Below are 23,805 nucleotides of genomic sequence, written 5' to 3' on the forward strand. Positions count from 1 at the left end.
CATGAAGTAAAGTTCATAGCCAAACAGCAAGGATTAAAAACGCTTTTGTAATCTGCATGCGCATGAAAGAAGAACATCGGAAAGCCGTATGAAGGAAAACTTCACGTACGGTTTGATGAGGAGGGACTGAAATAATATTCAGCCTTTCACTCTAGAGGTAGTTCAAAAAAACGGACTTTGATAACGAAGTATGCAATTTTTTTGATAGTAAGCAATTCTTTACTTGTTTTTTCTTGGGCCTTAAGAGTGATTGTTTTTATTGATTAAAACCTATAGTTTAGCAGGTATTCAACTGAATATAGGCAGGTTGTTGAGCTATCTATGAAAGCGCTACAATTCTTATGTAGTTAACTCTTAAGGGGGAAAAAAAATGCTAAAGAAACAAAGGTTGTTAATAATGTTGTGCCTTGTTTTTGTTTTAGTCATCTCTGCGTGTAGTGGAAATTCGGGAAATAATGTTGTTCCTGAACAATCAAGTGATCCAGTAGTTACAGATGATGTACCAATTGATGAGGTTGAAGTAGTTAATGAGAACCCAAATGCAACACCTGAAATGGATTTTGATCTTGGTGGGAAAACTGTCAAGTTCGTAGCTTGGTTCGGACTTGAAATACAACAAGATGGCCCTGACAATATCCAGCGCCAGAAAAATTTAGATGAATTAATGGTAAAACATAATTTCAAAGTTGAATATGTTAGTTTGACTTATGACGAGTATGTTGAAAAAGTATCCGCTTCGTTACTAGCAAACGATCCGGTCGGAGATATTCTCTTGATTAGGAAACCTTGGGCAATTCCTAGTATGGTACAGCAAGACTTCTTCTGGCCGCTTGATGAATATACAAAGAACGATAAATCATTCAGTCCAAGTGGTAAAGCATTCTCCGAATACGATGGAAAAACATACGGTTTTTCTATTTATGATGGGGAAAATGGTGCGAACGGTATCATTTACAACAAAACTTTGATGAACGAACTGGGCTTGAAGCCTTTACAGGAGTACGTTAATGAAGACAATTGGAACTGGGATACTTTCACTCAAGTTGCTAAAGAAGGAAACCGAGATACAAATAACGACGGAGAAATAGACGTTTGGGGTCTTGCAAATGTATCCATTGATGCGGCAATGGCTTCTAATGGTGCTGACTACACTAATGGAGATCAACAAGCTTTAGATGATCCTAAAACGCTTGAAGTGTTTAATCATATAAGCACGTTTGCAACAGAGAAGCTTGTAAGACCGACAGAAGGTGGAGATTGGACGGAGCCTACTCAATTCTTCCGTCAAGGTAACACATTACTAGTTAATGGTGCAATGTATGATGTTGCTGGATATCGTACGGATATGCCTGACTCTGAAATAGGCTTTGTTCCCTACCCTAAATCTCCAAGTGCAACTGAATATACAAGTGTTACTACTGCACCTACCTTTTACGTGATTCCGAAAGCGGTTGAAAATCCAGAGCAAATGGTGTATATCATGGAAAAAATCCAGGAGTACGATTCCGTTAGTGAGTATTCAGCTCAAGCTTATTATGAATCAATTTTTGACAATGAGGAAGATGTTGCCAATCTAAGAACGGCGAATAAGAAATCACATGTACTAGACAGAGAGACTTATCCTAATTTCCCGTATTGGAATATTATTGGTGACTTGAATAATGGGGTTTCTGTTTCAACGGTTGTTGAGACATACAAAGCACAAGTTCAAGCTGCTGTGGATGAAGTATGGAAAACTAATTAATCTAAAGTAAAAGTAACTTAAATAAAACGGAACATTCCTCATTAGGTAGTTGATTTTCGTCTCATGAGGAATGTTGCTATAAGTACTGAAATTCAAAAAAACGCATCAGGAGGGGAGAAACGTTGAACACAAGAAAGAAAAAGAAAGTAATTGTTCTAATGGTTCTTACCGCACTTCTATTATCCCTATGGACTTTCTTACCTTCAGATTCCACCTCTCAAAAGCAGGTACATGCTTTAGGTGGTTTTGATGCTGTTACAGGCTTATCAGAAGAGGAAGGCTATGCTACATATTTGAACCGTCATTCGACAGTGGATAAACCTAATGAGACGATTCGAATCGAGGGGGAAAACTTTGTCGAAACTCTCGGAGACGGGTTCGAGATCATTAACCGGTTTGAAGGATTAGATGGGCAAGCAGTAGTAACACCTGAAGAAGGCACCATCAGTTGGGATGTATCTATAGAACACCCAGGATTATACAATATTAAAATTCATTATTTTCCGCTAGAAGGAAAAAGTTCTTCTATTGAAAGAGAGTTTGCTATTAATGGTGAGGTACCCTTTAAAGGGGCAGAAATATTGTTGTTTGACCGGATTTGGGCAAACCGTTATGAAGAAATTCGAAGAGATGATAGAGATAACGATTTACGACCTAGACAGGTAGAGAAACCTGAATGGCAAATCGGCGATTTCAAGGACAGGAATGGTTATTTTGAAGAGTCATATTCCTTTTTCCTGAATAAAGGTATTCAATCGCTTTCATTGAGATCGTTACGTGAGCCAATGGCTATCGATTATATTGAACTGTATCAGAATAAGGCTCTGAAAAGTTATGAAGAACTGGAGAATGAGTACGAGGCCAAGGGCATTAAGGTTGCCCAGGATCAATATATGCTTATCCAAGCTGAGGACGCCATTATTAAGTCTTCTCCTACTTTATTTCCAATATCAGACAGATCAAGTCCTACGGTTATTCCGTATGATGTTTCAAAGCTCCGCATTAACACAATTGGCGGATTGAATTGGAAACTACCTGGTCAGTGGGTTGAGTGGGAGATTGACGTTGAAGAGGATGGTTTGTATCAAATAGCATTAAAGCAAAAGCAGAACGAGCTTCGTGGTGTCTATGCTACACGGAGTCTGATGATTGACGGGGAATACCCATTTGAGGAAATGAAGCGGGTTCGCTTTAATTATGGGAGAGATTGGAATATGGATGTATTAGGTGAAGATGAGCAGCCTTATCTGTTCCATCTAACCAAAGGTACCCATCGTATTCGCATGACAGTTTCACTTGGAGATATGGCTCCATTGCTTCAAACGATTGAGTCGAGTGTACTGGAGCTCAATGAGATGTATCGAAAGGTGCTAATGATTACTTCAAATACGCCAGATCCATTTCGAGATTATCAATTGGAGAAGCGTATTCCAGATATGACAGAAGTTTTCGCTGAACAGGCTGAAATTATTCAAAGTGTAGCGAACTACCTAGAAGAAGCTACGGGAGAGCGAAGCGATAAGGTTGCGGTTCTCCACTCTATGGTCCGGCAACTAGAGGAAATGGTCAAATATCCGGAGAAGGTTGCCAAGCAATTGAAGTCCTACAAGATTAATGTCGGAGGTCTAGGGACGTGGATTTTGACCGTCCGTGAACAGCCATTATCGCTTGATTATCTTATCGTGTCTTCGCCTGAACAGCAGCTACCAAGAGCTGACGCTACAATATTTGAAGTGGTTGAACATGAGCTAGGCGCTTATGTTTCTTCTTATACAGAAGATTATGACAGCATAGGTAACACGGGAGAAAATGATAAATCGATAACTGTCTGGATTACGACAGGACGCGATCAGGCGCAAGTATTGAAAAGCTTGATTGATGATTCCTTTACACCAGAGACGGATATATCAGTAAGGCTTCGTCTTGTACCTGGAAACATTTTACTGCCAGCTACCCTTGCTGGTGAAGGTCCTGATGTTGCGATGCAGCTTGGCGAGGATATTCCGGTTAACTATGCAATGAGAGACGCTGCGGCGGATTTGACGAAATTTGACGATTTTGATGAGGTTGCAACTAGATTCCGTGACAGCGGCATCGAACCATATAAATACAACGGAGGCGTATTTGCCTTACCGGAGCAACAAACCTTTCCAATGCTGTTCTACCGCAAAGACATTCTTGATGAATTGGGATTGACACCGCCGAAAACTTGGCAAGATATTTATAATATGATCTCAGTGCTCCAAAAGCATAACATGGAGTTTTATTTGCCACTTGAAGCTACAAATGCGAGTATGGTTCCGAATGCGACATTCTCTATGCTGCTTTATCAGAACGGTGGTCAATTTTACAGAGATAATGATACGAAAAGTTCGTTAGATTCCGAGATTTCTATGGAAGCATTCAAAAAATGGTCGCAGTTTTATACCAGTTATAAGTTTCCATTAATAGCAGACTTCCCGAATCGATTCAGAACAGGTGAAATGCCGGTAGGCATTGCAGACTATACAACGTATAACATGCTGACCGTCATGGCTCCTGAGATCAAAGGTTTATGGGAATTCACCCTTGTGCCAGGAACGGAACTTGCGGATGGTACGGTCAATCATGAAGTAGCCAGCCACACAACCGCAGTCCTAATGCTCGAAAATTCGAAAGATAAAGAGATTTCTTGGGAGTTTATGAAATGGTGGACGGACAAGGAAACTCAGGTCGCTTACGGTCGTGAAATGGAAGGGCTTATGGGCGAGGCCGCTCGTTATCCAACGGCCAACATTGAGGCTCTTGAAGAATTACCTTGGCCAATAGAGGATTATAACAATCTGGAAAGCCAGTGGAAATGGGTAAAAGGTATCCCACAAGTTCCTGGTGGATACTTTACTGGAAGACACTTAGACAATGCTTTCAGAAAAGTTGTAAACGCTAGTGAGAATCCTCGTGAAGCGTTATCTGATTATATTTTGTATATTAACGACGAAATTGAAATAAAACGGAAAGAATTTAACTTACCGTATTAGTCAGGGGTGGAAGCTGATGCAAACAGAGAAAACCGCTCAGGTCGCAAAGGAATTCATTCGTCCGCAGAAGATATCTAAGTGGGCACATATTGCCAGCGAGTTGAAACGTAACAAGCATTATTATATTCTAATTAGTCCATATATGACGATTTTCTTTTTGTTCACTGTCATTCCGGTCGTTTTCTCATTGGTATTAAGTTTATTCTATTTTAATATGCTGGAATTTCCGCGATTTGTAGGATGGCAAAACTATTCAAGACTCTTTCTTAATGATGACGTATTTATGATTGCTTTGAAGAATACGCTTCTGTTCGCGGTCGTTACTGGCCCTATTAGTTATATTGCCTGCTTTTTGTTTGCTTGGATAATCAATGAGCTATCGCCTAAAGTGCGTGCATTTATGACCTTAGTTTTTTATGCACCGTCGATTTCTGGCAATGTGTTTTTCATATGGCTAATCGTATTTTCGGGCGATAGCTATGGTTATTTGAACGGATTTTTGATGGAAACAGGGATTACATTGGAACCGATTCAATGGCTTATTGATGAGAAATATATTTTGCCGATTGTTATGCTTGTTCAACTTTGGCTTAGTTTAGGTACGAGTTTCCTTGCCTTTATTGCTGGTTTGCAAACGATCGATAGAACTTTAATTGAGGCAGGGTCTGTCGATGGAATTAGAAATCGTTGGCAGGAACTATGGTTTATTACATTACCTTCGATGAGACCGCAGCTTATGTTCGGAGCGGTCATGCAGATTACAGGATCGTTTGCAGTTGCCGAAATTTCAATCGCACTTGCAGGCTTTCCGAGCGTCAACTATGCGGCTCATACCGTCGTAACGCATTTGATGGACTTTGGTAGTATTCGATTTGAGATGGGTTACGCGTCCGCAATTGCAACAGTTCTCTTCGGCATTATGCTTGGAACTAATATGCTGACACAAAAAATGCTGAGAAAGATAGGTGAGTAACGTTGGTCATGAAAATGATGGCGGTTTTTCGAACGCCTAAAAAGCTTAATCGTTCTTTTACTGTTAGCTTTTTGCTGTTTGTGTTGCTTGCCTTTTTTGGGGCATTCATGGCTTTGCCGCTAGTTTATGCGGTGAACAATGCATTCAAACCGCTTGATGAATTATTTATATTCCCACCGCGGTTCTTTGTGAAAAATCCGACGTTCGAAAACTTCTTAGATTTAATATCTATAATGGGGAATTCTTGGGTACCGCTATCTCGATATATCGCTAATACGTTGCTGATCACGATTGTCGGCACAGTCGGTCATATTCTGCTTGCATCCGCAGCAGCTTATCCGCTTGCGAAATATCGCTTCCTTGGTTCAAAGACACTTTTCTCCATCGTTGTGCTGGCACTGATGTTTTCGCCACATGTAACAGCTACACCGAACTATTTGATCATGTCTTGGCTAGGATGGGTCAATACACATGCATCCATTATTATACCGGCATTAGCATTCCCGCTTGGATTGTTCCTAATGAAGCAATTCATGGAGCAAATTCCTGATGCCTTGATAGAAGCTGCCAAAATTGATGGTGCTAATGAATACAGGATTTATTGGACTATCGTTATGCCCAACGTAAAGCCTGCATGGTTAACTCTGATGATTTTGCAATTTCCAATGTTATGGGGAAGTGACGGGGGTAACTTTATCTATAGTGAGAACTTAAAAACGCTAAATTTCGCCTTGGGACAAATTACTGCTGGAGGGATTGCCAGAGCCGGGGTTGGGGCGGCAGTCGCACTACTTTTGATGATTGTTCCAATATCACTATTTATTATTTCTCAGAGTAGCGTCATCGAGACAATGGCTACTTCCGGGATGAAGGATTAGAAGGGGGCTGTGCACGATGTTGACTAGAAACCCCAAAATAAGAAAGGGTCTCTTCATGGCACTTTGTTGTCTTATTGGCATAAGTGTGTGGGGAAGTCCAGTCCAGGCTAATGGCAACGCAGATTCCTACAACTATTCTTATTGGGGAAGAACGGTTGCTTCGCCTGCCGCCTATACGGCGACCGGTTCGGTTAATGGGTTGGATATTGGAATAGGGATATTGAAAGAACCTAGTGATATTCAAGTCACATCTGATAACTATATTTATATACTGGATTCTGGAAATAACAGAGTGGTTATTTTAGATCAGAATTATAAATTAGTTAAAGTTATTGACTCATTTAAAAATGAAGGAACGACCGAAACGCTACTCAACCCTCAGGGGCTGTATGTAACGGAAGATAAAAAAATATTAATTGCTGATACTGGAAATAAACGTATAGTAGAGCTCGATAAGGACAATAACCTTATAAAAATTATTGTAGCACCGCAATCCGAACTGCTTAATTCAACATTTGATTTCCAACCAGTTCGGGTTGTAGCCGATCAGGCTCAGCGGATATATGTTATGTCAATAGGAGTCTTTGATGGCTTGATGGAATTTAGCGCTGCAGGGGAATTCAATACATTTACGGGAGCAAACCGAGTAAATGTAGATCCTCTTGATTATTTATGGAAAACGATATCTACAAAAGAGCAACAAAGTAAAATGATCATGTTTACGCCTACAGAATTTACAAATTTGGACATAAATGAAGAGGATTTTCTTTATGTTACAAATGGTGATCAGTGGGGTGACAACATTAAAATGCTCAACGCTCAAGGTAGCGATATATTGCGTAGAAATGGCTATTACGAACCGATGGGCGACATTCGCTACTTTGCAGATGAAGGCCCGGCCCGATTAGTAGATATCGATGTGACTGATAGCGAAATATATTCCGTGCTAGATGCAAAAAGAGGAAGAATCTTTACATACAATGGGGATGGACATTTGTTGTATGTATTCGGTGGTCTCGGAAATAAATTAGGAGAATTTAAGACACCAACAGCAATTACTAGAATGGGAAATGATTTTCTAGTTCTAGATAAGGCGCTTGGTGAGATCACAGTTTTCCAAACAACGGAATACGGTCGGATGCTCAATGAAGCCGTTAGAAGTTATTATCGAGGAGATGAAGGAAAGGCATTTGATTATTATCAACAAACGATAAATATGAACTCCAATCTAGAGTTTGCCTATGGTGGAATTGGTAAGGCACTTCTTCGTCAAGGAGATTACAAAGAGGCAATGTTTTACTTTAAAAAGAGCATGGATCAGAAAAATTATTCCAAAGCCTACTTACTCTATCGTAAGGAAGTGCTTCGGGAATACTTCTCGATCATTATGACGGGCATATTCATATTGGTGGTTGGAATTTCAATTGCAATAAGATACCGGAAGATAGTACGGAGAAAGAGGGGGATTTTCCATTGAATAGAGATCTTGTGAAATATCCTTTTTATCTCATCTTTCATCCCTTTGATGGCTATTGGGATTTGAAATACGAACGCAATCAGAAGCAGAGCTTGATCATTGCCATTGCTATTCTATTTATGCTTGCTTTAACAAACATTTTGTCCAGTCAATATAGTGGTTTTGTCGTTCATATTGTAGATCCAAAATCAATGAATAGCTTTATGGAGATTATATATGTCTTAGTGCCAGTCTTATTCTTTTGCATAGCAAACTGGTCACTTACCACATTGTTGGACGGAGAAGGGAAATTTGTTGAAATATTTACTTCAACATGCTTTGCACTTATTCCATTGGTACTTATTAATTTTCCTTGGATTTGGCTTAGCAACGTCATCTCGATGGAAGAATCGGTATTTTATTATTTTTCGAGCAGTCTAGCATTAATCTGGTTTGTGTTTATGCTGTTCATTGGAAACATGACGGTACATCAATTTACACCGTCTAAATCAATTTTAACTATTCTTCTAACTATTGTCGCGATGGGATTTATGGCGTTTCTCAGTTTATTATTCTTTAGTTTAATCCAACAGATCATCTCTTTCATTTCCGTAATTTATCAAGAACTGGCATTGAGGAACTGAGAAAGGAGGGCACAAATGATACAGACTAGAAATGTTTTAATGATAGTACTTGTTATAAGCGCAATCATCATTGCAGGTTGTTCAAATTCAACGGATGAGCCTCAATTGGATAGCGCTGCGCTTACAGAGGAATTCATAAAGGGAGAATCGTTAAAGGCCTCCTTTACGGATTCAAGAGTTGAGGGAATGAAAGGGATTGCCGAGAATGATAGCTTACAATTGTTGGTGATGGAGCAGACAGGAGAAATTGCCGTTATCGATAAAAATAGTGATGAGATTTGGTATAGCAATCCTCCTGAAAGTGAGTCAGATGCCGTTGCTTTGGGGATAAATAAGCAATTGTTATCATCACAAATGAAACTCGATTACTACAATATGTCTGGTCAGATCAATTCAATCAACTCCAAAACAGATAGTGCAGCCTATAATCAGATTAGGTTTGAACCGATTTCCAATGGTGTCAAAGTGATCTATCGATTTGGTAAGTATGAAAAAACATTGAATAATTTGCCAATGCTTATCAGCAAAAGCCGCTTCGAACAATTAGCAAGTAAATTAGACGAAACGGGTAAAGCTACTTTACAAACTGCATATACCGAAGATGTAGAAAAATCAGTATATGTGAGAGCCAATGATAAAGTACTTCAAGGAATTAGACTTAAGCGTGCGCTTCAAGCTTTCGACGATGCAGGCTATACGGAAGAAGATTTTTTGCAGGATATTGAAGAAAATCAGTTGGATCAGTCTATTTCTGAACCAAGAGTCTTTCAGGCTGCTATTGAATATACGCTAGACGCTAATAGTCTCGTTGCAAAAATTCCTAGCTCAAGCATTCAATATCCAGAGGACTATCCTGTTAGCCAAATTTCCATAATGAACTATTTTGGAGCAGGAGGAGTAGACGAAGAAGGTTCTTTATTTGTCCCTGATGGTTCTGGATCACTCATTCACTTCAACAATGGAAAGACCCAGTATACAGCATACCAGCAGCAAGTATACGGGGCAGATATGACACTGGAATCTTATGTGTCGACCGTGAATGAACAATCAGTTAGGCTACCTGTGTTCGGCATTATACGTAAAGATAGTGCATTTTTAGGTATTATCGAGGAAGGTGCTGCGGCTGCATCTATTCAAGCCGATATTAGCGGGAAATTAAATAGCTACAACTATGTACACCCTATATTCACTGTGCTTAATAATGGTGAAGTTACCTTGAATGCGGATGGAAAACAGCGTTCACTACCAAGGTTTCAAGAAGATAAGATGGAGTCTGATTTTTCAATTCGCTATGCTTTCTTAGGCGGAGAAGAGGCGTCCTATGAGGGTATGGCTCAATACTACCAAAAGTATTTGTTGGAAACGAACGGACTTCCTCAGCTTGCAGCAAATAACAAGCCAGAGGATTCACCATTTTTCTTACAAGTGATCGGAAGTATAAATAAAGAAAAGCAATTTGCAGGAATACCTTATGAATCACTAGAACCGCTTACGACATTCGAACAGACAAAGGATATTATTACTGGGATGAAACAGCGTGATATTAACCATATCAAGCTTCAGTACTCTGGTTGGTTCAATGATGGACTGAATCACAGTATTCCGAATAATATTTCGATTGATAAAGTAGTAGGCGGTAAAAAAGATTTCCGTGATTTCGCAGCGTTCGCCCAAGAGCAAGAGATATCTTTTTATCCTGATGTTGCCTTACTGACAGCATACACAGATGATGGGTTTAGTATATCTAAGGATGCAGCAAGAACGATAAGAGGGGTTCCATCTAAAACATATACTTATGATATGGCACTAAATGGTCGTGATAGATCGAGTACTCCTTCTTATGTTATTTCGCCACGACTTGTCAATAAATATGTCGATGGCATGTTAAACGATCTGCAAAAGCTTCCAATTCAAAGCATATCATTACGGGACTTGGCTGATCAATTGAACAGTGATTATCGTAAAAACAAGCAAATTGATCGGACAGAATCTGAGGAAGTATCTATTAATGCGTTGAATCAGATCGGTGAGGCGAATTTAAGGATGATGGCTAATGGTGGGAATTCCTATGCCCTTCCTTTTGTGACCGACATAACGAATGCTCCAATGTCCAGTAGTAAATTCAAAATTACAGATGAAGAAATTCCTTTTTATCAAATGGTAGTTCGAGGGTCCATTAATTATACGGGAGCACCGTATAACCTTTCTACGTTTACGAGTATGGAGCAATATATATTGAAATGTCTGGAATATGGATCTGGGGTCTACTTTGAGTGGATTTATGAACCGAATCATACGGTGAAGGATACCGATTATAACAATCTGTATGCAGTCAATTACGAGTTATGGATAGATCAGGCATCAGAAATTTATAACAACGTGAACGAGGTTCTACAGAATGTTCAGAATGAGCGAATCATCGCTCACGAAAAGCTGACTGAAGGCGTCTATAAAACCGAATACGAAAGTATGTACGTAATTGTGAATTATAATGATTCACAAGTGACAATTGACGGCAGGACAATTGATGCCGAGAGCTATATTACAGGTGGTGAACAATCTTGAAGAAGCTCGGCATAAAACAAAGGACTTATCTACAACAAAAGGCGTTGTGGGGAATAATATTTGCTTTTCCATGGCTCATCGGATTCATTTTTTTCTTTCTCGTTCCATTGGTGGATTCCTTGCGGTATAGCTTTAGTTCCGTAGTATCTAGTTCGGAAGGCTTAAACATCAAATTTATAGGTTTTGATAACTTTATTAATGCACTGACAGTTAATACGAGTTTTAACCGTTCATTAGTGGAAGCTATTGTGAATATGCTCGTTAACGTTCCTTTAATCGTCATATTCAGTCTTTTTGTAGCGGTACTGCTGAATCAGAAGTTTTTAGGAAGAGCTTTTGCAAGATCAATTTTTTTCTTACCTGTCATCTTGGCCTCAGGAATCATCCTTAGTTTGGAAAGTTCAAGCTTGATTCAAGCTGTTAATGATGAGAACATCGGAGCTGGTTTTACTAGTGCGATGGGCGCTTTTGAACTAGAAAGAATGATGCTTAGAGCAGGAGTAAGTGAAATAATTGTTCAATATTTAACAGGGGCAGTTGACCGTATTTATCAGATTGTTAGCCAATCTGGGGTACAAATACTAATATTCCTTGCAGCAATCCAGACGATTCCTCCTCAGTTGTATGAGGCATCTACTATGGAGGGGGCTACTGGATATGAGTCCTTTTGGAAAATCACTTTTCCTATGGTGAGTCCACTAATTTTTGTGAATATGATCTATACAATTATTGACTCATTTTCCGTAAATGCAATGACAGATTTAATCAGGACAACGGGCTTTACCTCATTCAACTTTGGTCTCAGCTCGGCGATGGCATGGATATATTTCCTGGCGATTGCAATTATTTTATTGACCAGTTCATACATAGTATCCAAAAGGGTATTCTATTATGATTAGAAGGAGGATGAATGAGTTGAAGATTGTAGGTAAATTATTGTCACTGGAACAGTGGAAGCGTTGGATTTGGTCGTTCGTGAGACTGACACTAATTACAGGTCTATCATTCGTTATCCTGTTCCCGATCATTCAGAAGATTTCAACAGCGTTCAAAGATAAATCCGATCTTTATTCACCTGTTGTGGTGTGGATTCCAGAGACTTATACGCTAGAAAATTTTAGACTGGCAATGTCTATTATGAATTATTGGAAAACATTATTTAACACATTTGCGCTTTCAGGGGGAACGACCATTCTAGTTGCGGCATCTTGCGCATTGGCAGGCTATGCATTTGCCCGACTTAAATTTAGAGGTAGCAATTTACTTTTTGGTGGCGTCATTCTTACGATTTTAGTGCCACCTTCGACGATTTTGATTCCTCTTTATCTTAATATGAATGACTTTACACTATTGGGGCTCATCCCTTTGATTACCGGAGGGAAATCTATCAATCTATTAAATACGTATTGGCCATTTATTCTAACGTCTATTACGGCAAATTCTCTTAAAGCAGGACTATATATTTTCATTTTTAGGCAATTTTTTAGGGGAATACCGAAAGAGGTTGAGGAAGCCGCATATATGGATGGTGCAGGTGTCCCTTCAACATTCATTCGCATTATGCTACCTAACGCAATACCTTCCATTGTTACGGTTGCGCTCTTTTCATTCGTATGGCAATGGAATGATAGTTTCTTTACGACGACCTATTTAACGAACGGAAAGGTCATGTCAACGCAATTGGCTTCATTACCTTATAATGTGTCCGCTACTCTCCAAGGTGGAGTTGGGGCGACTGTAGATCCGTTTTATTTGAGCATGATTCAGGACACAGGAATATTGCTAGCAATTTTACCGTTAATAATTATTTACTTATTCGTACAAAGATATTTTGTAGAAAGTATTGAACGTACAGGAATTGTCGGATAAATAGTAGATAAGCAGAACGCCAAGCGTGGAACGTAGTTGTTGAACTAGTTCTCGCTTGGCGTTTCTAATTTCCTATGGAGGTGCTGAAGTAGTGAATCCCAAATACAATAAAAAAATATTAGCTATTGCTGGTGTTGTTGTCATTATTGCTTTGATTATGATTATTGTTAGTATTACAAGTAATAATCAAGCAGACAATAATAATGCGATTACTGAAAAAAACGGACAATATGAGGCTGGAAATGTTGAAGATGAAGCTGCTGATGTAGTCATCGAGCCAACGATTGAGCCGGAGCCTAGCCCGACTGCTGAAGTGATCGTTAAGGAAGTCGTGGAGCCATCCGTAGAAGAAGATATTCCTTCACTATACGAAGTATATTCGGAATTTTTCCCAATTGGGGCAGCGATCGAGCCTTTTCAAACAGCGGGACTAAAGGCAGATTTACTTAAAAAGCATGTCAATTGGCTTGTAGCTGAAAATGCGATGAAGCCTGTTTCACTTCAGCCTACAGAAGGTAACTTTAATTGGACGCAAGCAGATCAACTTGTTGAATTTGCAAAAGCGAATAATATGGAAGTTCGTTTCCATACATTAGTATGGCATACTCAAGTAGGAGAGTGGTTCTTTAAAGATTTGGAAGGCAAGCCAATGGTTGAAGAGACAGATGAAGGTAAGCGTGAGGCGAACAAGAAGCTACTGCTTGAGCGTCTAGATACTCATGTACGAACGATTGTTAGTCGCTACAAAGATGATATCAAATCCTGGGATGTTGTGAATGAAGTTATTGAGCCAGGTGATCCAGATGGCATGCGCGCTAGTGAGTGGTACCTAATTACAGGAACAGAATTTATTGAAACTGCATTTCGTGTAGCTCGTGAGGCTGGAGGTTCCGACATTAAGCTATACATTAACGACTATGGTACAGATGATGTAGTTAAACGAGACCGTTTATACGAACTAGTCAAAGAAATGCTGGACAAAGATGTACCAATCGATGGTGTTGGTCACCAAACTCATATTAATATCGAATGGCCACCAGTTGGCTCAATTATTGAGTCTATGGAGAAATTTGCCGAGCTAGGTCTTGATAATCTAGTAACTGAGTTGGATATGAGCTTGTATATATGGAATAATCGCACTGATTTTGGCGAAGAAATCCCCGAACATATCGTTCAAAAGCAGGCTGACCGCTACGCTGAATTGTTTGAAGCATTTATAGAACATAAGGATATTATTGGTGGTGTTGTATTTTGGGGTATCGCAGATGATCATACTTGGCTAAGCACCTTCCCAATTACTCGCACGGAAGCACCGTTTCTATTTGATAAACAGTTGCATGCAAAACCAGCATTTTGGGCTGTTGTCGATCCGTCTACGAGATAATAATCGGATATAAGTTGGTATTTAAAAGCAGCATGTCAGAAGTTGACTGCTGCTTTTTCACCACTATAATTACAGTTAATCTAGAATAATTTCCGCAACACAGCAGGAGGGAAGGGTAATCTGCAAGCAATTGTCCTTCACCTTGATATCCGACATGGATTTAATTTCTACCTGAGGTGCTTGACCAAATTGGTTATGGTTATTCATATCGCCTGAGATATAACGAACTTCTGCAGTAGAGAATTCCTTTCCAGCAAGCATGAATTGTGCCTGTTGTGGCTCATCTACAGATAGGTTCACAACAGTTACATGAATCTGACCATCAGCTCTCTCAGAGGCGCTAATATGCAGTGCAGGCACTGAAGCTTCCTTTGTACCAGTCAAATCTTGCTGTACGTAACTTTCAATAAGTGTAGAGTCATGATGTCCCTGAAATAGATCGAATACGTGGTAAGTGGGAGTAAGTACCATGTTCTCCCCTTCTGTCAGTATCACGGATTGAAGTACATTTACCATTTGTGCAAGATTGGCCATATGGACCCGATCGCTGTGAGTATTGAAAATATTCAATGATAATGCAGCAACAATTGCATCACGCATCGTATTTTGCTGATAAAGGAAAGAAGGATTAGTCCCAGGCTCGGCTTCATGCCAAGTTCCCCATTCGTCCATAATAATCGACACGTTGTGATTTGGATCGTATTGATCCATTACGTGCTTATGTCTGCGAATTAGTTCATCAATATACAGAGCCCGACGCAATGTACGGTAATAGTTCCCTTTGTCAAAACCTACTGCAGGTCCTTTATCCTCCCAAGGGTATTCTTCGGTTTCATAATATTTAGGCATGGTGTAATAGTGCAATGAAAGACCATTCATATTTTTTCCTGCAAGGCGCATCATGGTTTCTGTCCACTTATAATCATTTCCATCGGCACCACAAGCAACTTTAAAAACCTTATTATCATCATAATTGCGGACGAATGTTTCGAAGCGTTTGTATATATCTGCATAGTATTCCGGTCGCATATTCCCACCGCATCCCCAGTTTTCGTTACCAATTCCCAAAAACTCGATTTTCCATGGTTTATCACGACCGTTTTGACGTCTCCAATTTGCCATTGGCGATTCACCGCTGAAGGTCATATATTCAATCCATTCACTTACTTCTCGAGGCGTACCAGAGCCAACGTTTGCGGCGATATAAGCAGAACATCCAATTTGTTCGCAAAGATCCAGAAACTCATGAGTGCCGAAGGAGTTGTCTTCTACAACCCCGCCCCAGCCGGCATTAACGATGCGCTGCCGATCAGGCCCAACGCCGTCTTTCCAATTGTAGTATTCAGCAAAGCATCCACCGGGCCACCGTAATACCGGAACTTTTATATGTCGTAAAGCTTCAACAACATCGGAACGTATTCCACGAACATTGTCGATAGGACTATCTTCTCCAACAAAAATACTATTATAAATACCACGACCTAAATGTTCTGAAAAGTGACCATAAATATTTTTGTTGATTTTGGAATATTTTCGACCTGCATTAATAAACACAAAAGCCATGAATATCCTCTCCTATACAATAAAATATTGTGAACTGACAAAGTTTGAATGTGAATCTAATTTGTTGCTTAATATAGATAAACAATACTAATATAGCGCTTTATTGTAAGCGATTGCAATCTAAAAGTGGCTCTACATCATAATTGTAAACAAATGATAAGGTAGTATAAATTGGTTATGTTGATTTCGATTAATGAAGTATAAGAATGTTGAAATTGTAATAACTAGAGAATAGCGTATTGTTATTATTTAGGTTAAAGTAAAGAAAGTTTCAGGTCATATTACAGCTCACAGCAAAATTGTGAACGGTTACAATACTGTTGGAAGTTGATAATGACTTGTAGCATAGACGTATATTATAAGGGGGAAATAATTTTGAAACGTTCTATTTACAAGAGATCAATTACTATTTTAGCTACATTACTCTTGACTACAAGTGTTTTATCAGCATGTAATTCCAATTCACCCAAAAATCAACCTTCAGCTAGTCCGACGGTAAATAACTCAGGGAATGAGTCTAACGGAGTAGTTGCGGGAGACAACGATCCACTAGGCAAATATGATAAAGCGCTCACAATCAGATTCGCTCGCGATGTGGACAATGATATGCAGGATAATATCATTCCTAAAACACCAGGAGAGACAGTGGAAGACAATCGCTGGCTGACAGCGTACTCAGAAAAATTAGGTATTGATGTGAAATACGATTGGACGGTAAGTGGTGGAGATGCATATACTCAAAAAATGAACGTTACATTAACTTCAGGATCACTTCCTGACATGCTTCGTGTAACTGGTGCTCAGATGAAGCAATTGGCCGAAGCTGATATGATAGAGGATTTGACACCATATTGGGATCCGTATGCATCCGATCTTTTGAAGGAATATTACGACGTTCAAGGCCCTGCTGTTCTTAATGCGCCAAAAATTGATGGGAAAATGATGGGTGTCGGTATCCCAGAAGTCTACGGTGATGGTGTATATCTTTGGCTTCGTACGGACTGGCTAGAAAAATTAGAAATTCCAGCCCCAAAAACGATGGATGATCTCGTTGCAATCAGCGAAGCATTCACAACTCAAGATCCAGATGGTAACAATATAGATGATACTTATGGCCTTGCTATTACAAAAGATCTTTACGGAGGTGCCATGGGGTTAGAAGGGTTCTTCGCCGGATACCACGCTTACCCTAATATGTGGATAGACGATGGTTCAGGTAATTTAGTATGGGGTAGTACACTCCCAGAAGTAAAGGAATCGTTGCAAGTACTATCTACTATGTATAAGGCTGGTCAGATTGATAAGGAATTTGGTGTAAAAGATGGCGGTAAAGTAGCGGAAACTATTGCAGCGGGTAAGGTCGGCATGGACTTCGGTGCACAATGGAACCCAATGTATCCGCTTATTAGCAACTATCAGAACGATCCAGATGCAAATTGGGAAGGATATTCTTTAGTATCAGTCGATGAGGAACCAGTTCTATCACCTCAAAATTTCGGAGCTACTGAATTCTGGGTTGTCAAAAAAGGGTTTTCTAATCCGGAGGCATTAATCAAAATGTTTAATCTTCACGTAGAACTAGTTTGGGGAGAAACGGGTGATTTTGATTATTACTATATGCCAGTAGCTAATGGAGGAGTAGGTGTATGGAAATATTCACCAGTACAACCGTACCCTCCTTACAAAAACATTACTGCGTTTAGAGATCTTGAGACAGCTCGTGCTAATAATACATTAGATCAGTTGACCGGCGAACCGTTATCTATTCATAACAACATTATGGCATATGAAAATGGAGATTCCACTCAATGGGGTTGGCCTAAAATTTACGACGTAGACGGCGTATTCAGACATGGCGTTAAATATATCGATAACGATCTACTGATGCTTGAGGGCTATGCTGGTCCACCTACTCTTACAATGACGGAAAAACAGTCTACATTGAAATCTCTGGAAACAGAGGTATTCGTTAAGCTAATTATGGGTGCAGTTTCAATCGATGAGTTTGACAAGTTCGTTGCTGACTGGAATAAGCTTGGCGGAGCGGATATGACTAAAGAAGTCAATGAGTGGTACGCTTCAGTAAAATAGATTAATTTTGAAAGAGAAAGGATGCTACTATTCCTAAAAAGCATCCTTTCTCTTCCTATTCATAATTTCAAACATAGAACAGGGTGAAGCATATGCAAAAAAGAATCTTAAACCGAGAAATACCGCTGCATTTAATGATATTGCCGGGATTTTTATTTTTACTCATCTTTAGTTATCTTCCTATGGGAGGTATCATTATTGCATTCCAAAAGTTTATTCCAGCCAAGGGCTTATTTGGTGATCAAGCATGGGTTGGTCTGAGTAATTTCGAATATGTAATGAACCTGCCCAGTTTCAATGATATTATGTGGAATACTTTTTATATTGCGGTCATGAAAATTATTTTGGGACTACTAGTACCGATTGCTATTGCCATACTTCTAAACGAAGTTAAGAATATGGCTTTGAAAAGAGGAGTTCAAACTGCCATTTATTTACCACACTTTTTATCATGGGTAGTACTAGGTGGTATCTTTATTGAAGTTTTATCGCCAAATGATGGCTTGGTCAATCAAGTAGTCAAGTTGTTTGGTTTTGAACCTATCTTTTTCCTCGGGGATAACAAATGGTTCCCGATAACCATGATATTAACCGATACTTGGAAGGAATTTGGATATGGAACGATTATTTATTTAGCCGCGATTACTGGAATAAACCCGGATTTATATGAAGCAGCACAGATCGACGGAGCTAATCGCTGGAAGCAGACGTTTCATGTAACACTACCAGGAATGAAAATGGTAATTGTTCTTCTTATGGTACTTAATCTAGGGAATTTACTCAATGCTGGTTTTGATCAAATTTTCAATATGTACAGCCCAATGGTGTATCAAAGTGGAGATATCCTCGATACCTTTGTTTATCGAATAGGGTTGTTGGACGCACAATTTGGTGTAGCAACTGCAGTAGGATTATTTAAGTCTGTTGTCGCGCTTGTACTAGTGTCTGTGTCATATTTCGTTGCATACAAAGTTGCGGATTATAGAATTTTTTAGGGGGGATTTATCATGCGTATACGAAAGAAAATAGACTTATTTGGACTCTTTAATAATTTCTTTTTGTTGCTAGTTGGATTGATATGTCTCATTCCAATGATTCACATACTGGCTGTTTCGCTAAGCTCAAGCTCCATTGCTGCAACAGGTACGGTATCATTGTGGCCCAAAGGATTTACACTAGCTGCCTATGAGTTTGTGGCACAGCGCGCTGCATTCTGGAAATCAATAGGTATATCTTTGCAACGCGTTATATTAGGGGGGGCTATTAATCTATTACTTACAATAATGATAGCCTATCCGCTTTCTAAAGAAAAAGGTGAATTCCGATTCCGCACCTTCTATTCATGGAGTTTTTTCATTACAATGATATTCGGTGCAGGGCTAATCCCATCATATATGGTCGTTATCCAGTTAGGATTGATAGATACAATCTGGGCACTAGTACTACCGACCGCTGTGCCAGTGTTTAGTGTTATTTTAATGTTGAATTTCTTCCGTATGATACCAAAGGAATTAAGTGAAGCTGCTTTTATTGATGGTGCAGGGCATTGGACGACGCTTTGGAAAATCTATGTTCCAGTATCTTTACCATCATTAGCTACAATACTACTATTTTCACTTGTTACTCACTGGAATAGTTGGTTTGATGGATTAATATATATGAATAATCCTAGCAATTATCCTGTTCAAAGTTATATTCAGACCATTGTCGTTCAAAAATCCTTCAGTACTATGACACCAGAGGAAGCAAAACTAATGGCAACCATATCAGACAAAACATTGCGCTCCGCTCAAATATTTCTGGGAGCATTGCCAATTATTTGCGTTTATCCCTTCATGCAGCGGTTCTTGGTAAAAGGCATGGTGGTAGGTAGTGTTAAAGGTTAGTATCGTAATTGAAACAAAACGTTAGTAGAATATGATCTCCTTTTGTTCCTAATACATTTAACTACATAATAATCATATTTTATGATAACATAATTGTAAAATATGAATAAAGTTACATGTATAAGGGGGAGCTGCACATCAGAGAAAGTATCTTCATAAGACTGATCTCGACATTTCTATTCGCGCTCCTACTAATTATTATATTAGGAATATATATGTATAATTGGAGCTTGAATACAGTAAAGAATGAAATAATAAATTCTACAACTGCACAGGTATCGTTTTATCTTGAAAGTTTGGAAGATGAAATAGAACGTATTAAAATTTTGCAATATGATAGTCTCAATGATGAATATCTCGAAAAGCTTGCCATTCGTTATTCCATTATGAATGAATATGAGATAGTGGAAAGTATGAGAATACTTCATCAGCGATTAATTTCGATTCATAACAGTAATTCCTACATTACTGACGTAAGTGTACATATCCTCCCGATTCAAAAAACGATTTCCTCCTCCAACTCCGTAAGTCCTATTGATATGGATAAATTCGAGTTACTTCGGGTGCCGGAGGGGGAAAAGGGTGCTCAACTGGTGCAGTATGAAGACAAACTTTACTTGACTACGCTGCAAGCTGGAAAATCTAGCTTATCTCAAAAATACATGATAGAGATTGAAATTAACACCGCAGCGTTACAAGAAGCGCTAGGGCAGTTTAATATATATGAGAACAGTGGTACTTATTTAATAGACTTAACCCATCAAATGGTGATACCTGGAAAAGGTAATGATGAGACGGTTATGCTGGATGATTTTATAGAAAACCATACTAATTTTGAAAGCGATACCACTCATTATAGTAAGATTGATGGTCAAAACATTTACGTTGTTTCCGTTAAGTCGGATTATCTTAATATGCTTTTATTACGTTACATCCCAGAGAAATTAATTTTTGTTCCTGTCCAAGAATTTTATATTTGGTTGTGGATATTTACTGGTGTTGGTTTGTTAGTTTTAGTACTCTATTCTATCTATACATACAATTTAATTCAAAAGCCTATGAGAAGGCTTGTTGCATCTTTTCGTCGTGTAGAGAGTGGAAACTTCAACGTTCATATCGAGGTCAACAAAAAAAACGAGTTTGGTTATTTGTACCAGGGATTTAATTCCATGGTTGAAAATGTATCTACTTTGATTGATCAGGTATACAAGCAAAAGATTCTCAATCAAAAATCGATGTTAAAGCAATTACAGTCACAAATTAGTCCACACTTCCTATATAATAGCCTGTTTTTAATTAATACTATGGCCAAGCTAAAAGATGAAAATTTAATTCCATTTACAAAACTTCTAGGCGAATATTTTAGATTTATTACTAAGAATGATTCAGATTTCTTACCATTGCATGAGGAAGTTGAACACGCTCGGACTTATACTGAAATTCAGCAAGTACGCTTTTCTAGTAGATTGACAGTTAATTTTGAAGATTGTCCAGAGATGGTTAGAGATTTACAAGTTCCTAGACTAATCATCCAGCCCATCATCGAAAATGTATTCAAGTATGCTGTTGAAAACACGAGAGCAAAGGCTGTTATTTCGATAAGCTTTCGGTTAGATGATCGTGCCTTGTGCGTTATCATTGAAGATAATGGAACGGGTTTATCTGATCAGAAGTTGGAACTTATGAAAAAACTTTTTTACGATGAGACAAGTAGCGAAACAACGGGTCTAATTAACATACATAGAAGAGTTCGATTAATTTACAGCGACGATAACGGATTACGTTTAGAGCGAAGCTCAATGGGCGGTTTAAAAGTGACGTTGCGACTTAACCCAAAGGTGATGGTTTGAGCATGTACAGATTATTAATTGTAGATAATGAAGAAATTATTGTGAATCATCTTTACGAAATTTTTCGTGGCATGGATCATTTGAATCTTGATGTTTATAAGGCCTATGGTGGTGAAGAAGCCATTGAGTGGCTCAACAGAACAAGAATTGATATTGTACTAACTGATATCGATATGCCCGAAATAAACGGATTACAACTAATGGATGAAGTTTTTAGAAGATGGCCTCAGTGTAAAGTTATATTATTGACAGGTCATAGCCAATTTGATTTTGTATACAAGGCCATTCAGCACAGGGATGTTAGTTATATTCTAAAATCCGAAGATATCGAAAAAGTTATTGAAGTTGTAGAAGAGAATATATCCAAAATTCGCAAAGAAATCAAAACAGAAGATTTAATCCGCAATGCAAAAGAACAAGTTCATATGGCACTTGATTTGTTTCAAAAAGACTATTTAATGTGCATTTTAAAGGGAAATCGCAGCGTGCAAATTATGAAGGAGCAATTCGAACAACTATCGATATCTCTTAATGTGGAGTGGCCTATTACTCTAGTATTGGGCATGATCGACAAATTTCCTGAGGATAGCGACTACATGCAACAGATGCAACAGCTATATTCTGTTCGGCAAATTATTCAAAGATATTTAGCCACCCATTTGAATATTGTCATTATATTAGACGAAAATCGTCGTTTTGTTATTTTTGTGCAGCCTAAAGAATCCTTATTCAGCACAAATTCAGTGGATTCGGAAATGATGGTGCTTTTTTACGATAAGACACTTTCCTTTCTTAAAGGGATATTGGAAGTTATACAATCTGCTTCACAGGAGAACTTCTGTATGCCAATCAGCTTTACGATTGGTAGTAAGGCAAGCCGCTGGGATGCGGTCTCTAATCAATATCATTCGTTACAACATTTGCTAAACTACCGGATAGGTGTCGAAAATAAAATACTTTTGATTGACAGTGAGGTCAATGAGAATATACATGATGATACTGTCACTGACAATAACTATGATCTAGAATGCGTGGAAGGCAAGAAGCTGGTAAAGACACTCAAACTGAAAAATCTTTCTATTATTGAGCAGTATTTGGAATCAGGACAAAGGGAGAAGTTTTACGAAGCATTGGAGCAATTCCTTATTCCATTAAGAGGCATCCGCAGTAAAAATAACGTCATCGCGCAGGAAGCATTTCACACTGTGTCCCTGTATCTGATGTCTTACATCAATCGATGGGGACTCAATGAAAAGGTAGCATTTCAGATTGGAGAGATCCAACTGATGCGGACGGATCTATTTGATACTTGGAATGATGCTGCATTACACCTGACGGAATTGTCTTCTGTTCTTTTGAATATGCAAAAAGTAGAGCAAAAGAAACGGGCGGACAATATCATCGACTTTTTAAAAGAATTTATTAATGATCATTTGGATGAAGATTTGTCGCTAGTTAGATTAGCGGAACAAGTACATTTGAATCCGTCTTATTTGTCACGCATCTATAAACAGGAAACGGGCAGGAATTTGACTGAGTTTATTGATTCAACTCGTTTAATAAAAGCGAAGCATTTACTCAAGAGTCAAAATTTTCGAATAAATGATATTGCTCGGCGAGTCGGATATGAAAGTGCTACCTCATTTACTCGCTTTTTTAAAAAAGCAACCGGCCATTCTCCACAGGAATACAGAGAGAAGTACATTTTAAATATGTAATGAATTTCAAAAAAATGATCGACCCGAAGCAGTGGCTACTCATTAGGGCGACCGTTACGATAGTTGCTTCTATACCTATCTTACTTGTTTACTCATTATGCAAAAATAATTAGTGGAAAGCTTTGTTACGTACCTATAACTAGGCAGGTGAATGTGCCGCTTTTCAA

The 23,805-nt window shown here is 38.8% G+C and carries 16 protein-coding genes; 15 read left to right on the forward strand and 1 reads right to left on the reverse strand.

All coding sequences use genetic code 11. The features are described from left to right. The first annotated feature begins 370 nt into the window (after positions 1-370). The 10 genes from AC1TPB_RS15845 to AC1TPB_RS15890 all read left to right on the forward strand — a co-directional run bounded on the left by AC1TPB_RS15845 (position 371) and on the right by AC1TPB_RS15890 (position 14,530). Positions 371-1,744, forward strand: a complete 1,374-nt coding sequence (locus tag AC1TPB_RS15845) for an ABC transporter substrate-binding protein (protein ID WP_482077394.1) — start codon at positions 371-373, stop codon at positions 1,742-1,744. Between the two features lie 122 nt (positions 1,745-1,866). After that, positions 1,867-4,761 carry an extracellular solute-binding protein gene (locus tag AC1TPB_RS15850; RefSeq protein ID WP_482077395.1) on the forward strand — a complete coding sequence of 965 codons (2,895 nt, stop codon included), beginning with the start codon at positions 1,867-1,869 and terminating at the stop codon, positions 4,759-4,761. Positions 4,762-4,777: 16 nt separating this feature from the next. Further along, positions 4,778-5,734, forward strand: coding sequence for a carbohydrate ABC transporter permease (locus AC1TPB_RS15855; RefSeq protein WP_482077396.1), 957 nt, complete (start codon positions 4,778-4,780; stop codon positions 5,732-5,734). 8 nt (positions 5,735-5,742) lie between these two features. Beyond that, the gene (locus AC1TPB_RS15860) at positions 5,743-6,612 is read left to right on the forward strand and encodes a carbohydrate ABC transporter permease (RefSeq protein WP_482077509.1); all 870 of its coding nucleotides are present in this window, start codon (positions 5,743-5,745) and stop codon (positions 6,610-6,612) included. A 16-nt stretch (positions 6,613-6,628) separates the two neighbouring features. Continuing rightward, entirely contained in the window at positions 6,629-8,089 is a 1,461-nt protein-coding gene (locus AC1TPB_RS15865; RefSeq protein WP_482077397.1) for a hypothetical protein, read from the forward strand. Continuing rightward, positions 8,086-8,712 carry a YIP1 family protein gene (locus tag AC1TPB_RS15870; RefSeq protein WP_482077398.1) on the forward strand — a complete coding sequence of 209 codons (627 nt, stop codon included), beginning with the start codon at positions 8,086-8,088 and terminating at the stop codon, positions 8,710-8,712. Before AC1TPB_RS15865 ends, AC1TPB_RS15870 begins: the two co-directional genes overlap by 4 nt. 15 nt (positions 8,713-8,727) lie before the next feature. Next, positions 8,728-11,277, forward strand: coding sequence for a DUF5696 domain-containing protein (locus AC1TPB_RS15875; protein ID WP_482077399.1), 2,550 nt, complete (start codon positions 8,728-8,730; stop codon positions 11,275-11,277). Continuing rightward, positions 11,274-12,176, forward strand: coding sequence for a carbohydrate ABC transporter permease (locus AC1TPB_RS15880; protein ID WP_482077400.1), 903 nt, complete (start codon positions 11,274-11,276; stop codon positions 12,174-12,176). The genes AC1TPB_RS15875 and AC1TPB_RS15880 overlap by 4 nt, the downstream gene beginning before the upstream one ends. Positions 12,177-12,183: 7 nt before the next feature. Next, positions 12,184-13,146, forward strand: coding sequence for a carbohydrate ABC transporter permease (locus tag AC1TPB_RS15885; protein WP_482062251.1), 963 nt, complete (start codon positions 12,184-12,186; stop codon positions 13,144-13,146). 91 nt (positions 13,147-13,237) lie between these two features. Continuing rightward, positions 13,238-14,530, forward strand: coding sequence for an endo-1,4-beta-xylanase (locus AC1TPB_RS15890; RefSeq protein ID WP_482077401.1), 1,293 nt, complete (start codon positions 13,238-13,240; stop codon positions 14,528-14,530). Positions 14,531-14,605: 75 nt separating this feature from the next. Here AC1TPB_RS15890 and AC1TPB_RS15895 read toward each other — a convergent pair whose 3' ends face one another. Beyond that, positions 14,606-16,093, reverse strand: a complete 1,488-nt coding sequence (locus tag AC1TPB_RS15895) for an alpha-N-arabinofuranosidase (RefSeq protein WP_482077402.1) — start codon at positions 16,091-16,093, stop codon at positions 14,606-14,608. 375 nt (positions 16,094-16,468) lie between these two features. Here AC1TPB_RS15895 and AC1TPB_RS15900 point away from each other — a divergent pair, with 375 nt between their 5' ends. The 5 genes from AC1TPB_RS15900 (at position 16,469) to AC1TPB_RS15920 (ending at position 23,638) form a co-directional block, all read left to right on the forward strand. Beyond that, entirely contained in the window at positions 16,469-18,184 is a 1,716-nt protein-coding gene (locus AC1TPB_RS15900; protein WP_482077403.1) for an extracellular solute-binding protein, read from the forward strand. 92 nt (positions 18,185-18,276) lie between these two features. Next, positions 18,277-19,179 carry an ABC transporter permease gene (locus AC1TPB_RS15905; RefSeq protein WP_482077404.1) on the forward strand — a complete coding sequence of 301 codons (903 nt, stop codon included), beginning with the start codon at positions 18,277-18,279 and terminating at the stop codon, positions 19,177-19,179. 12 nt (positions 19,180-19,191) lie between these two features. Then, on the forward strand, positions 19,192-20,070 hold the full coding sequence (locus AC1TPB_RS15910) for a carbohydrate ABC transporter permease (protein WP_482077405.1): 879 nt from the start codon (positions 19,192-19,194) through the stop codon (positions 20,068-20,070). A gap of 230 nt (positions 20,071-20,300) precedes the next feature. Beyond that, positions 20,301-21,920: a sensor histidine kinase gene (locus tag AC1TPB_RS15915; RefSeq protein ID WP_482077406.1), complete on the forward strand. Its 1,620-nt coding sequence runs from the start codon at positions 20,301-20,303 to the stop codon at positions 21,918-21,920. A gap of 2 nt (positions 21,921-21,922) precedes the next feature. Further along, complete coding sequence (locus AC1TPB_RS15920) at positions 21,923-23,638, forward strand: response regulator transcription factor (RefSeq protein WP_482077407.1); 1,716 nt, start codon at positions 21,923-21,925, stop codon at positions 23,636-23,638. Positions 23,639-23,805: the final 167 nt, after the last annotated feature.

It is taken from the genome of Paenibacillus sp. Y951, from assembly GCF_056786395.1.